We start from the raw sequence: 12,923 nt of genomic DNA on the forward strand, positions 1-12,923 counted from the left end.
TACTGTATGGTTACCGATCCTATAGCAGATTATCTAACACGAGTTAGAAATGCAATAAAAGCAAATCACAGAATCGTTGAGGTTCCTGCTTCTAACATCAAGAAGGAGATCACCAAGGTTCTAATGGATAAGGGATATATCCAGAACTTCAAGTTCGTTGAAGATGATAAGCAAGGTGTTATCAAGATAGCGTTGAAATACAACGCTGTTACGAAGAAAAACGCCATTTTATCTCTTGAGAGAATAAGTAAGCCTGGTTTGCGTAAGTATGCTCACGTTGAAAAAATTCCTCGTGTTCTTAATGGCTTGGGTGTAGCTATCATTTCAACCTCAAGAGGTGTAATGACAGACAAAGAGGCCAGGACACAGAATATTGGTGGAGAAGTACTTTGTTACGTTTATTAAGATATTGATGTCATGTCAAGAATAGGAAAGAAACCAGTAACTGTGCCTGCCGGAGTAACCATATCAATAGATAAAACTGTTGTTACGGTTAAAGGACCTAAAGGCCAGTTAACACAAGATATAGATCCTGACATCCAGGTTAAATTGGAGGGATCAGAATTGGTTGTTGAAAGACCAACTGAACAAAAGCGTCATAAAGCTATGCACGGTTTGTACAGGTCTTTGATCGCTAATATGGTTGAGGGAGTAAGTAATGGTTACAAAGCGGAGCTGGAGCTGGTAGGTGTAGGTTACAAAGCCTCACATCAGGGAAACGTTCTTGAATTAAACCTTGGCTATTCTCACAATATATTTTTGGCTCTGCCAGATGAAGTTAAGTTGAACACTGAAACTCCAAAAGGTAAGAACCCAACGATAAGTCTAGAAAGTATCGATAAACAGCTTATTGGACAAGTTGCTGCCAAGATCAGATCACTAAGAAAAGTAGAGCCTTACAAAGGTAAAGGTGTTCGCTTTGTGGGAGAGCAAGTTCGTAGAAAAGCTGGTAAAACTGCTGCTAAAAAATAATTAAGATGGCCACCAGTAAAGGAGACAGAAGATTAAGAATAAAAAGAGGAATCCGTAACAAGATTAGCGGAACTTCTGACAGACCCAGGCTTTCGGTTTTCAAAAGCAACAAGGGAATATATGCTCAACTAATTGATGACCTGAGTGGTCACACACTCGCAGCGTCTTCTTCGGAGGATGTAGGCCAGAAGGGAAAGATCAACAATGATGTTTCTAAATTGGTTGGGAAGAAAATTGCTGAAAAGGCTAAGGAAAGCGGCTTGGCAACTTGTGTTTTTGATCGTGGTGGTTACCCATACCACGGACGTGTAAAAGCACTTGCTGAAGGAGCCAGAGAAGGTGGTCTTAAATTCTAATTGAACATGACACAGTCAAACGTAAAATCGGTAAAAGCGTCCGAAATAGATCTTAAAGAACGAGTAGTTGCCATTAACAGGGTAGCGAAAGTAGTGAAGGGTGGACGTCGTTTTAGCTTTTCAGCTATCGTAGTAGTAGGTGATGGCAATGGAGTAGTAGGCTACGGATTGGGTAAAGCCAATGAAGTAACCGATGCAATCACTAAAGGTATCGACGATGCTAAAAAGAACCTTGTTAAGGTTCCGATATTGAAAGGAACGCTTCCACACGAATCGAACGGTAAGTTCAGCGGCGGCAGGGTTTTGATTAAACCAGCTGCACCTGGTACAGGTGTAATTGCCGGTGGTGCGATGCGTGCGGTATTAGAAAGTGCTGGCGTTCACGATTGTTTGGCTAAGTCAAAAGGTTCGTCAAACCCACACAACGTGGTAAAAGCAACTTTTGACGCTCTGACAAAAATGCGTGATGCGTTCACCGTGGCTGACCAAAGAGGTGTCGAACTAGAAAAAGTTTACAAAGGATAATTCTGATGGCAAAAGTTCAGATTACACAGATAAGAAGCACAATAGGTCGTCCTGCAGTTCAAAAGGCGACAATTAAGGCTTTGGGCCTTGCAAAAATAAATCGTTCTGTCGAAAAGGAACTTACTCCTCAAATCGCAGGAATGATTGCTAAGGTTACTCATTTAGTTGAAGTTAAAGCTCTTTAAGATTATGGACTTAAGTACACTAAAACCTGCAAAGGGGTCTACCCAGAGTAGAAAGAGAATAGGAAGAGGTCAGGGCTCAGGAATGGGCGGTACTTCCACTCGTGGTCACAAAGGTGCTCAATCCAGGTCTGGCTATAGCAAGAAAAAAGGATTTGAGGGTGGACAAATGCCACTTCAGCGCCGTGTGCCGAAGTTTGGTTTCAAGAATAGAAACAAGGTTATTTCAAAACCAATCAACCTTGACGTGCTTCAGACACTTGTAGACACCTACAAGGTGAAAGAGGTGACTCTTGACACGCTTATTGAGCATGGATTGGCTTCTAAGAACGATACTGTTAAGGTATTGGGCAGAGGTGAGTTGAAAGCAAAAGTAGATGTATCTGCAAGTTCTTTTTCAAAAGTTGCTCAGGAAGCAATTGAAAAGGCAGGTGGTAAGGTAACCGTACTTTAATAGAATGAAGCGATTTATTAGCACCATAAGGAATATCTTTAGCATTGAGGATCTCCGTATTCGAATTTTGAACACGGTTGGATTTCTACTGATCTTTAGATTGGGATCTTATATAGTCCTTCCAGGTATTGACCCATCTAAACTTGCTGGTGAAGCCCAGGGAATATTTGGTTTGCTTGATACGTTCTTAGGTGGTGCCTTTAGTAATGCCTCCATATTTGGGTTGGGCATTATGCCATACATTTCAGCTTCTATCGTTTTGCAGCTGTTAACTGTGGCTGTCCCTTATTTCCAGAGACTACAAAAGGAAGGTGATAGCGGCAGAAAGAAGATTAATCAGTATACAAGAGTATTGACCATATTTATCACGCTGGCTCAGGGAATCGGGTATTTAACTGCCACTATTCCAGCAGAAGCTATTGTGATGGCCAACAGGACGTTCTTTACAGGTAGCTCAATTGTTATTCTTACAGCCGGTACCATTTTCTGTATGTGGTTGGGTGAGAAAATTACTGATAAGGGTATAGGCAATGGAATCTCAATGCTTATCATGATAGGCATCGTGTCGAGGTTCCCCGCAGCAATCATTGCTGAATCTCTGTCGAGGGGCATGAGTCAGGGTCTTATCCTTGTGCTCGAGATTGTTGCATTGTTCTTTGTAGTAATGGCGGTTGTGATGTTGACACAGGCTGTGAGAAGAATACCAGTCCAATATGCAAAGCAGGTAGTTGGTAATAAGGTATATGGCGGTCAGCGTCAGTACATTCCACTAAAAGTGAATGCAGCTGGTGTAATGCCAATCATTTTCGCTCAGTCGCTTATGTTTCTCCCCGCACTTATTGCAAGTATCTGGGCTGACACTAGTGACATGGCACAATACATAGGGACTACGTTTTCTGACTTCCAGTCGTGGCAGTACAATGCATTGTTTGCATCGTTGATTATAATTTTCACCTTCTTTTACACAGCCATCACCATCAATCCTAATCAGATTGGTGATGATATGAAGAGAAACGGAGGTTTTATACCGGGCATTAAGCCAGGAAAGGCAACTTCTGAATTTATAGATGGAGTGCTTACAAGAATTACGTTGCCAGGATCTTTGTTCCTTGCATTGGTGGCTATCATGCCAGCATTTGCGAGTATGGCAGGCGTCACACGTGAGTTTTCACAGTTCTACGGCGGAACGTCGCTGTTGATCATGGTGGGGGTTATTTTAGATACTTTACAGCAAATAGAAAGCTACCTTCTTATGAGACATTATGAGGGTATGATGAAGTCGGGTAGATTAAAAGGCAGATCTCAAAACGTGGCTGTAGCGTAATTTATAATATGGCGAAACAATCATCTATAGAACAGGACGGTACGATAGTAGAAGCACTATCCAATGCGATGTTCAGAGTGGAGTTAGAGAATGGGCATCAGGTAGTAGCCCACATTTCAGGTAAAATGAGGATGAACTACATCAAGATTTTGCCAGGCGATAAAGTAAAAATGGAGATGTCGCCCTATGATTTGACAAAAGGAAGAATAGTATACAGATATAAATAAGTAGTCATGAAAGTAAAGGCATCTGTAAAGAAACGTAGCGTAGACTGCAAGATAATCCGCCGTAATGGTAAGGTGTACGTTATCAATAAGAAGAATCCTAGGTTTAAACAAAGACAAGGTTAATTATGGCTCGTATAGCTGGAGTTGATATTCCCGATAATAAAAGAGGAGAGATAGGTTTGACCTATATCTTCGGAATTGGTCGTAGAACGGCTCAGAAAATACTTGCTGAGGCGGGGATCAATTGGGACAAGAAAGTGTCGGAGTGGACTGAGGAGGAAGCGAACGCAGTTCGTTTGATCATCACTGAGAATATTAAGGTTGAGGGTGTACTGAAATCTGAAATTCAGTTGAGCATCAAGCGTTTACTTGATATTGGATGTTACAGAGGACTACGTCACAGAAAAGGGTTACCTGTTAGAGGTCAGCGTACCAAAAACAATAGCCGTACTAGAAAAGGTAAGAGGAAAACAGTGGCTAACAAGAAGAAGGCTACTAAATAATAACTTTTAGCAATGGCTCAGAAGAGAAAAGACAAGGCGAAAAAGCGTGTTGTAGCTGTTGAAGCAGTTGGGCAAGCACATATAAGGGCTTCATTCAACAACATCATCATTGCGATGACCAATAATAACGGACAAGTTATTTCTTGGGCTTCAGCAGGTAAGATGGGCTTCAGGGGTTCGAAGAAGAACACTCCATACGCAGCACAAGTAGCAGCACAAGACTGTGCAGCTAAGGCATATGATCAAGGACTCCGCAAGGTGGAGGTATTTGTGAAAGGCCCTGGATCAGGCAGAGAGTCTGCTATCAGGACTATTCAAAATGCTGGCATCGAAGTCACTGTGATTAAAGATGTGACCCCGCTTCCTCACAACGGATGTCGCCCGCCTAAAAGACGTAGAGTTTAATTAAAGACTGTAGAAAGAAATGGCAAGATATACTGGTCCAAAAACCAAGATTTCGAGAAAATTTGGAGAGCCCGTTTTGGGTGGTGGCAAAGCCCTTCAGAAGAAGGCTTATCCTCCAGGACAGCACGGCAGAAGCCGTCGTCGTAAGCAGTCAGAATATGCTATCCAGCTGTTGGAGAAGCAGAAGGCTAAGTACCTCTACGGATTGTTGGAGAGACAATTTGCTAAGACATTCAATACTGCTCAACGCAAGGACGGCATCACTGGTGAGAACCTGTTGAAGCTTCTTGAAAGCAGACTGGACAACACTGTTTACCGTTTAGGTATTGCCCCAACAAGAAGAGGAGCACGTCAGTTAGTCCTTCACAAGCATATTACTGTAAATGGTGAAGTAGTAAATATCCCAAGTTATTCTCTTTCAGCTGGAGATACTGTAGGCGTTCGTGAAAAATCTAAGTCGTTATTGGCTATCACGGAGAGTCTTGCAGCACGTTCTTCCAATAAATTTGGCTGGCTAGAGTGGGACGGTTCACAAATGACTGGTAAGTTTATTCAAGCTCCATCGAGAGATGAAGTTCCTGAAAACATCAAGGAGCAGCTTATCGTCGAATTGTATTCAAAATAATTTTATCAATTAAACACTTTCTATTGCTATGTCAATACTAGCATTTCAAATGCCCGAGAAAGTGGTTATGGAAAAGGCCGATGATTTTCATGGGCTTTTCACCTTTAAACCGCTCGAGAAAGGATACGGAGTTACCATTGGTAACGCACTGAGAAGAATACTTCTTTCCTCTCTTGAAGGCTATGCAATTACAGCAATAAAAATACCAGGAGTTTTGCATGAATTCTCTACAATTGAGGGAGTTATGGAAGACGTAACAGAGATCATTCTGAACCTCAAAATGGTTAGGTTCAAGAAGATTGCTGACATGGTAGACAATAAAGTTACTGTCTCTATATCGAAGCAAGCTAAGTTTACAGCTGGCGACATCGGCAAGTTCACTTCTTCATTCGAAGTATTGAACCCTGAGTTGGTTATCTGTAACCTTGATCAGAGTGCACAATTCGAGATAGAAGTTACAATCGAAAAGGGTAGAGGCTATGTAGCCGCTGATGAGAACAAGCCATCAGGCGATCAGGTTTTCGGGTATATTCCGATTGACTCTGTTTTTACTCCTATTAAGAACGTAAAATATAGCGTAGAGAATACCAGGGTTGAGCAAAAGACTGACTACGAGCAGTTGATTCTTGATATCGAAACTGACGGTTCTATTCACCCTGAAGCAGCTCTTAAGGGAGCAGCAAATATACTTATCCAACATTTCATGTTGTTTTCTGATCAGAGCATGGTGCTTGAAGCAGCCGATGCTAAGGAGCCAGATGCTGTTGATGAGGAGCTACTTCATATGCGCAAGCTTTTGAAGACGGCGCTGAACGACCTGGATCTTTCTGTTAGAGCTTACAACTGCCTGAAGGCGGCTGATGTTAAATCATTGGGCGATCTGGTGAGACTTGAAATTTCTGACATGATGAAATTCAGAAACTTCGGTAAGAAGTCGCTTGCTGAGTTGGAACAACTTGTACAGGAGAAAGGGCTTACTTTCGGTATGGACCTGGGTAAGTACAAATTAGAGGAGGATTAATTTATCATGAGACACGGTAAAAAAATAAATCACTTAGGCAGGACAGCAAGCCACAGAAAGGCGCTCCTTTCTAACATGGCGTCTTCGCTGATTCTTCATAAGCGTATAACAACTACTGTAGCTAAGGCCAAGGCACTTAGAAAGTATGTTGAGCCATTGATCACCAAGACAAAAGACGATTCTACTCACAACAGAAGAATTGTTTTCTCTTATCTTCAAAACAAGTATTCTGTACAGGAGCTGTTTGGCCCTGTGGCTGAAAAAACTGCGAGTCGCCCAGGTGGCTACACAAGGATTATCCGTTTGGGTAGCAGACTTGGTGACAACGCAGAAATCTGTATGATGGAGCTTGTTGACTTCAATGAATTGCTGATTGGAGAAGCTACTGCGAAGCCTAAGGCTAAGAGAACCCGTCGTAGCAAGGCTGCTGCTGGTGCTGACGAAGCTAAAGCGTCTGCTACAGATGCAGTAGTTGTGGAAGAAGCTCCGGTAGCCGAAGCGGCTGTTGAAGAAGTTGCTGCTGAAACTACTGAAGAAGCACCTGAAGAAGGTACTGATGAGGCCAGCGCTGACGACTCAGCCGAAGAAGAGAAGAAATAATTAGAAAATAGAATATTTCAATTGAAAGGGTTGGCTTTTGTCAACCCTTTTTTGTTTTGAAGCGGTGGGTCTTAGAAAATTCTTTCTATTTTTGTGCCTGCTTATTCGCCTCTAATGTCAAGCTGGCTAATTAGTTTTGAAAGCTGGTAGGCTTTCAAATAAATCACATTAGTTATACAAAGGTAAACGCTGCATACACATGAAATACACACCGAATCCACGTGCTGTTTTACTTCTGGAAGACGGAACCTTGTACGAGGGCGACGCTATCGGTAAAATTGGAACGAGCGGAGGGGAGATTTGCTTTAACACAGGGATGACCGGCTATCAGGAGATTTATACTGATCCGTCATACTTCGGCCAGATTGTGGTGAACACCACTTCTCACATTGGGAACTATGGAGTGAATGCGGATGAGCAGGAATCGGCTACACCTAAAATCAGCGGTGTGGTTGTGAATGAGTTTTCGAAGTTGTTTAGCCGAAAAACGGCTGACTCGAGCCTCAACGACTATTTTATCAAACACAATACAGTCGGTATTTCTGGGCTTGATAGCCGGAGCCTCGTAAGGCACATAAGGAGCAAAGGAGCGATGAACGCAATTATCTCTTCCGAGATTTTTGACAAAACGGAGTTGATGGCTAAGCTTAAGCAAGTGCCGTCAATGGACAAGCTTGAGCTGTCTTCTAAAGTGACCACAAAGGAGGCATATACCTACGGTGACGAAAATAACAAAATGAAAGTGGCGGTGCTTGATCTTGGTATTAAGCAATCGATTCTCAAGAACATGGCAGCCCGGGGCATATATTGTAAAGTGTTTCCGGCGCAAACCACCTTCAAAGAAATGGAGGCATGGAAGCCAACAGGGTACTTCATTTCAAACGGCCCTGGTGACCCATCAGTGATGGATTACGCCGTCACCACAGTAAAGGAAATTCTTGCAGCGGACAAACCGTTGTTCGGTATATGTCTTGGTCATCAGATTTTAGCGCTTGCTTGTGGTATCAGCACCTTTAAGATGCACCATGGCCACAGAGGACTTAATCACCCTGTGAAGAATCTGGTGTCGGGGAAGAGCGAGATTACGTCGCAAAACCATGGGTTTGCAGTAAACATGGACGAGCTGAAAAGCTCTTCCGTTGCTGAACTAACGCACATGCATTTGAACGACAGTTCGGTGGCGGGCATGAAATTGAAGGGCAAGAAAGTATTTTCTGTGCAGTACCATCCGGAATCTTCTCCGGGGCCGCACGACTCCAGGTATTTATTTGATCAGTTCGTTGAACATCTAAACTAAAAACATAATGAGTTTAATTGAAGGAATTCACGCAAGGCAGATTCTTGACTCCAGGGGCAATCCTACTATTGAGGTAGATGTCTACACTGAAAATGGAATTATGGGCAGAGCGGCGGTGCCGTCTGGTGCTTCTACAGGTACGCACGAAGCTGTTGAGCTTAGAGACGGTGATAAGTCGAAATATCTTGGAAAAGGTGTGCTCAAGGCTGTTGAAAACGTGAACGAGAAAATAGCCGGCGAACTGATTGGCCTTAGTGTTTTCGATCAGAAGCTTATCGATAAGATAATGATTGAGCTTGATGGCACGCCGAACAAAGGAAAGTTAGGTGCCAACGCTATTCTTGGTGTTTCTCTGGCAGTTGCTAAGGCAGCAGCACAAGAGTCAGGACAGTCTCTGTTCAGATACCTAGGCGGACCTAACGCAAGCACGTTGCCTGTGCCAATGATGAACATCATCAATGGTGGTTCTCACTCAGATGCGCCCATCGCATTCCAGGAATTTATGATTCGCCCTGTAGGGGCCCCTACTTATAGCGATGCGCTGAGAATGGGTGCTGAGATTTTCCATGCCCTTAAGAAGATTCTTCACGACAAAGGATTGAGCACTGCTGTAGGAGACGAAGGTGGGTTTGCTCCCAACCTTTCAGGTGGAACAGAAGAAGGACTTGCTGATATTTTGAAGGCGATTGAGAAGGCAGGATACAAAGCTGGAAAAGACGTAATGATTGCGTTTGACTGCGCTGCTTCTGAATTCTATGAAGACGGCAAATACAACTACAAGAAATTTGAAGGTGATACTGGCAAAGTAAGAACAACCGCTGAGCAGGTTGAATACCTTGCAGAGCTTGTAGAGAAATATCCTGTTGACAGCATAGAAGACGGTTGTGCTGAAAACGACTGGGAAGGCTGGAGACTTTTGACCGAGAAAATCGGACACAAGTGCCAGATCGTTGGTGACGACCTTTTGGTGACCAACGTGAAGTTCCTTGAAAGAGCGATCAACGAGAAGTGTGGTAACTCCATTCTTATCAAAGTAAACCAAATCGGTTCTTTGACCGAGACGCTTGCTGCTATTGAAATGGCACACAAAGCTGGCTGGACGGCTGTGATTTCTCACCGTTCAGGTGAAACGGAAGATGCTACCATTGCTGATATTGCCGTGGCTACTAACGCTGGACAAATCAAGACTGGTTCTCTTTCACGCTCCGACAGGATGGCTAAGTACAATCAGTTGCTTAGGATCGAAGAGGAATTGGGAGAAACAGCTTATTTCCCTGTTAAAAAGTAATTAAGATCATTTTGTGAAATCCCGGCTGTCGTGCGCTTCGCATGTTGCCGGGATTTTTTTATTTTTGGGAAATAGACTACATTTCCAGTATGATTTCGAGGTTTTTCAAGAATCTGCCCCCCTACACGAGGAACTTCTATTTCCTCTTTACCTTCTTTTTCCTTATCTGGATGCTTTTCCTGGACTCCAACGATGTTTTTACGCAACTGCGCCTAAGCCGGAAGTTGAGTGATCTGGAGGCTCAGAAGGAGTATTATCTGGAGAAAATTGAAGAGGTACGGCAAGACCGGCACGAGCTGCTAAGCGATAGTGACCTGCTTGAGAAGTTTGCCAGAGAGCGCTACATGATGAAAAAGCCCACGGAGGACTTATACATCATAGTGGCAGAAGAGTAGACAGGTGTTATTACGAAATACAACGTTGTTTACCGTATGAAATCATTAGTTGCAGCTTTCATCCTATTTTTCATTTCGTTTTCATCGTTTGCGCAGAAAGACTACGATCAGGAGAACAGTAGTTTTTTTGACAGGGTGTACCTTGGAGGCAACTTTGGAGCTCAGTTTGGCTCTGTAACGTTTGTCGATCTTTCTCCGCTGGCAGGCTATATGATTACGCCAAAGCTTTCGGCTGGCGTTGGTGTTACTTATCAATATCTCAAGTACAAGAGCTATGATGATTCCTTTTCAACCTATGGCTGGCGCACCTTCGTAAGGAGGAATATCGGGAGACAATTTTTCGTCCACGGAGAATTTGAAAATCTCAGCATCGAGTTCTTTAATTCAGGCACCGAAACAAGAAGGGAATGGGTGCCTGGTTTGTTTGCAGGTGGTGGGCTTTTTCAACCAATAGGTAGAAGTGGCGGCGGCTTTATGATAAGTGCTCTATACAATCTGCTATACGACGACATTCGATCTCCCTATAACAGCCCTATAGTGTTAAGGGTAGGCTTTACCTTCTAAAAAGCCACACCAAGTTTATCGCCCAGCTCTCTTAAATCTTTCTCTACTGGAGGCAGAAGAGGAATACCACTTTCCATTCTTTCCTTTTCCATTTCTCTTTCCGGGTCGCCGGGTATCAACACTTTTTCCTGACCTTTTACCGTTTCCGCCTTTCTGAACGTGCTGATCCAGTTGTCCATGTGCTCCTTAAACTCGTCAGCCGGACGGAAAGCGTCCACCCGCATGGCGCCAAAGAAGTGCCCGATACCTTCGCCCACAGGATCGGCAGGAGGGGAGAGGAAGGCCACAAACGGAGGCACCCAGGGGCCGTAGTTGGCACCTGACAGCACAGCCGAGAATATATCGACGATGGCACCCAGCGAGTAGCCCTTGTGCGAACCGTGTTCCCTGTCGCCCCCGAGTGGAAGCAGCGCACCGCCGTCTTTCACACCATTGGCGTTAGTGGTGGGGGTTCCGTCTTTTTCCTGCACCCAGCCGAGAGGGGCCTCAAGGTTCTTTCTTTGCAGAATTTCCAGCTTGCCGTTGGCAGCGGTGGTAGTGGCCATGTCGGCAACAAATGGCGGTTGCGTTTTGGCGGGAATGGCCACCGAAATTGGGTTGGTGCCCAGCAGCCTGGTAGTGCTAAATGTTGGAGCAACCAGCGGGCTGGCATTGGTCATTGAAATGCCAATCATGTCTTTTTCCAGTGCCATCATGCTATGATAGCCGGCAATGCCAAAATGGTTGGATCCTTTCACCGAAACCCAGCCGGTGCCGACTTTCTCTGCTTTTTCAATAGCCACTTTCATGGCATAGGGTGCCACTACCAAACCCAGGCCGCCGTCACCGTCCACAACTGCTGTTGAAGGTGTTTCGTGCACAATCCTGATGTTTGGTTTGGCATTGACTCTTTTCGCTTCCCAGAGCCTCACATAGCCTGAAAGACGGGCTACGCCATGGGAGTCAACTCCTCTGAGGTCGGCACTGAGGAGTACTTTGGCGCCGAGGGTGGCGTCTTTCTTAGAATGCCCGATGGCAAGAAGTATGTTTTCTGTGAAGGAAAGTAAATGCTGATATGTAAACATGAGGTCCGATTTCTGAGGGGTAAAAATAGAGATAGAAGAGGTGCTACCCAATCAGAAACAGAATATTTGACCAAGAAATTTCTAAGGGGTTAAACCTTCTTTTTGTAGAGCGAATGGATGGTCTTTAAGAGGACACCTTCTTTCAAAGCGTAGGCAGAAACCCGGATATTTTTGATGTCGAGCTTTTGATTGACAAAGTGAATAAGGATGCTCGCCACCACAATCATGTCCACCCGCATTTCAATCATACCAGGCACGCTCATTCTTTCTTGCCTGTTCAAAGCGATCATTTTCTCATAAATACCCTCGAATGCGTCCAACGTAAAGGGAAATTCGGTGCCAAGTGGATTCTTTTCGATTTTATTATCGAGCATATAAATATCGCTCAATGTATCGAAGGTGCCCGATGAGCCCACCAGCGTTTGTGGTTTGTAGACCTTACACGCCTCGAAGAGTGGCTCCAGATTCATGGCCAGATAGCTTTGCAGATTGATGACTTCTTCTGGTAAAATGGGGTCGTGGCTGTGAAACTGGTCGATGAGGCGCTGCCCACCTATTTCGAAGCTCCTCTTCCAGAAGATTTCCGATTGGTTGCCGATAATGAACTCAATGCTGCCACCACCGATGTCCATGATGAGCACAGGCTCATCTGTCATAGGAATAGCCTTTTTGACACCGTAGTAGATCGTTTCGGCCTCTTCGTCCCCGGAGATAATCCTGACTTCGATGCCCAATTCACGCTGAACCCTTTCAGCAAACTCCACACCGTTCTTTGCGTTTCGGATGGCGCTGGTGGCTGTGGCAAAAACCTCATCCACTTTTTCAGCCTTTAGCACTTCGTGGAACCTCTGCAGCGCTTTCAAGGCTCTTTGTGTAGCTTCCTCAGTGATCAGACCATGTGAAATGCCACCTTCGCCAATTCTTACCAGCAGCTTCTCTTTAAAAAGGATGGTGAAATCATGATCTCTCACTTCCGCAACGAGCAGGTGAAAGGTATTCGTACCCATGTCAATGATTCCGACTTTCATGATTTAGTCCCTCGGCTGTGCTAAAAATTGGCGCAAGATAACACTTTATCATACCACTAAGCATATACCGTCAAAATTTAACCGCCGAGGTAT

The 12,923-nt window shown here is 44.3% G+C and carries 20 protein-coding genes; 18 read left to right on the forward strand and 2 right to left on the reverse strand.

Annotated features, from left to right (window positions below):
• The first annotated feature begins 6 nt into the window (after window positions 1-6).
• From rpsH to GC130_RS09100, 18 genes are all read left to right on the forward strand, one after another.
• Window positions 7-405 (forward strand): 30S ribosomal protein S8, encoded by a 399-nt coding sequence (rpsH, locus tag GC130_RS09015; RefSeq protein WP_151997955.1) that lies wholly within the window; start codon window positions 7-9, stop codon window positions 403-405.
• Window positions 406-417: 12 nt separating this feature from the next.
• On the forward strand, window positions 418-972 hold the full coding sequence (rplF, locus tag GC130_RS09020; RefSeq protein ID WP_151997956.1) for a 50S ribosomal protein L6: 555 nt from the start codon (window positions 418-420) through the stop codon (window positions 970-972).
• A gap of 5 nt (window positions 973-977) precedes the next feature.
• Window positions 978-1,328 carry a 50S ribosomal protein L18 gene (rplR, locus tag GC130_RS09025; RefSeq protein ID WP_151997957.1) on the forward strand — a complete coding sequence of 117 codons (351 nt, stop codon included), beginning with the start codon at window positions 978-980 and terminating at the stop codon, window positions 1,326-1,328.
• Window positions 1,329-1,334: 6 nt separating this feature from the next.
• On the forward strand, window positions 1,335-1,853 hold the full coding sequence (gene rpsE, locus GC130_RS09030; RefSeq protein WP_151997958.1) for a 30S ribosomal protein S5: 519 nt from the start codon (window positions 1,335-1,337) through the stop codon (window positions 1,851-1,853).
• Between the two features lie 5 nt (window positions 1,854-1,858).
• Entirely contained in the window at window positions 1,859-2,038 is a 180-nt protein-coding gene (rpmD, locus tag GC130_RS09035; RefSeq protein WP_151997959.1) for a 50S ribosomal protein L30, read from the forward strand.
• A 4-nt stretch (window positions 2,039-2,042) separates the two neighbouring features.
• Window positions 2,043-2,489: a 50S ribosomal protein L15 gene (gene rplO, locus GC130_RS09040; protein ID WP_151997960.1), complete on the forward strand. Its 447-nt coding sequence runs from the start codon at window positions 2,043-2,045 to the stop codon at window positions 2,487-2,489.
• A 4-nt stretch (window positions 2,490-2,493) separates the two neighbouring features.
• Window positions 2,494-3,813: a preprotein translocase subunit SecY gene (gene secY, locus GC130_RS09045; RefSeq protein ID WP_151997961.1), complete on the forward strand. Its 1,320-nt coding sequence runs from the start codon at window positions 2,494-2,496 to the stop codon at window positions 3,811-3,813.
• Between the two features lie 8 nt (window positions 3,814-3,821).
• The gene (gene infA / locus GC130_RS09050) at window positions 3,822-4,040 is read left to right on the forward strand and encodes a translation initiation factor IF-1 (protein ID WP_151997962.1); all 219 of its coding nucleotides are present in this window, start codon (window positions 3,822-3,824) and stop codon (window positions 4,038-4,040) included.
• 6 nt (window positions 4,041-4,046) lie between these two features.
• A complete protein-coding gene (rpmJ, locus tag GC130_RS09055; protein WP_151997963.1) occupies window positions 4,047-4,163 on the forward strand; it encodes a 50S ribosomal protein L36 in 117 nt (38 codons plus the stop codon).
• Window positions 4,164-4,165: 2 nt separating this feature from the next.
• Entirely contained in the window at window positions 4,166-4,543 is a 378-nt protein-coding gene (gene rpsM / locus GC130_RS09060; protein WP_151997964.1) for a 30S ribosomal protein S13, read from the forward strand.
• A gap of 12 nt (window positions 4,544-4,555) precedes the next feature.
• Complete coding sequence (rpsK, locus tag GC130_RS09065; protein WP_151997965.1) at window positions 4,556-4,948, forward strand: 30S ribosomal protein S11; 393 nt, start codon at window positions 4,556-4,558, stop codon at window positions 4,946-4,948.
• Window positions 4,949-4,967: 19 nt separating this feature from the next.
• Window positions 4,968-5,573 carry a 30S ribosomal protein S4 gene (rpsD, locus tag GC130_RS09070; RefSeq protein ID WP_151997966.1) on the forward strand — a complete coding sequence of 202 codons (606 nt, stop codon included), beginning with the start codon at window positions 4,968-4,970 and terminating at the stop codon, window positions 5,571-5,573.
• Between the two features lie 28 nt (window positions 5,574-5,601).
• On the forward strand, window positions 5,602-6,594 hold the full coding sequence (locus GC130_RS09075; RefSeq protein ID WP_151997967.1) for a DNA-directed RNA polymerase subunit alpha: 993 nt from the start codon (window positions 5,602-5,604) through the stop codon (window positions 6,592-6,594).
• Window positions 6,595-6,600: 6 nt separating this feature from the next.
• Window positions 6,601-7,194, forward strand: a complete 594-nt coding sequence (gene rplQ, locus GC130_RS09080; RefSeq protein ID WP_151997968.1) for a 50S ribosomal protein L17 — start codon at window positions 6,601-6,603, stop codon at window positions 7,192-7,194.
• Window positions 7,195-7,393: 199 nt separating this feature from the next.
• Window positions 7,394-8,491, forward strand: coding sequence for a glutamine-hydrolyzing carbamoyl-phosphate synthase small subunit (carA, locus tag GC130_RS09085; protein ID WP_151997969.1), 1,098 nt, complete (start codon window positions 7,394-7,396; stop codon window positions 8,489-8,491).
• Window positions 8,492-8,498: 7 nt separating this feature from the next.
• Window positions 8,499-9,779, forward strand: coding sequence for a phosphopyruvate hydratase (gene eno, locus GC130_RS09090; protein WP_151997970.1), 1,281 nt, complete (start codon window positions 8,499-8,501; stop codon window positions 9,777-9,779).
• An 89-nt stretch (window positions 9,780-9,868) separates the two neighbouring features.
• The gene (locus GC130_RS09095; RefSeq protein WP_151997971.1) at window positions 9,869-10,174 is read left to right on the forward strand and encodes a septum formation initiator family protein; all 306 of its coding nucleotides are present in this window, start codon (window positions 9,869-9,871) and stop codon (window positions 10,172-10,174) included.
• 36 nt (window positions 10,175-10,210) lie between these two features.
• Window positions 10,211-10,738 carry a hypothetical protein gene (locus tag GC130_RS09100; RefSeq protein ID WP_151997972.1) on the forward strand — a complete coding sequence of 176 codons (528 nt, stop codon included), beginning with the start codon at window positions 10,211-10,213 and terminating at the stop codon, window positions 10,736-10,738.
• Here the strand turns inward: GC130_RS09100 and GC130_RS09105 are convergent.
• On the reverse strand, window positions 10,735-11,802 hold the full coding sequence (locus tag GC130_RS09105; RefSeq protein ID WP_151997973.1) for an Ldh family oxidoreductase: 1,068 nt from the start codon (window positions 11,800-11,802) through the stop codon (window positions 10,735-10,737). The genes GC130_RS09100 and GC130_RS09105 overlap by 4 nt on opposite strands.
• 89 nt (window positions 11,803-11,891) lie before the next feature.
• Window positions 11,892-12,830: an exopolyphosphatase gene (locus GC130_RS09110; protein WP_151997974.1), complete on the reverse strand. Its 939-nt coding sequence runs from the start codon at window positions 12,828-12,830 to the stop codon at window positions 11,892-11,894.
• Between the last annotated feature and the right edge of the window lie 93 nt (window positions 12,831-12,923).

The organism is Imperialibacter sp. EC-SDR9 (assembly GCF_902498805.1).
Taxonomy (GTDB): Bacteria; Bacteroidota; Bacteroidia; order Cytophagales; family Cyclobacteriaceae; genus Imperialibacter.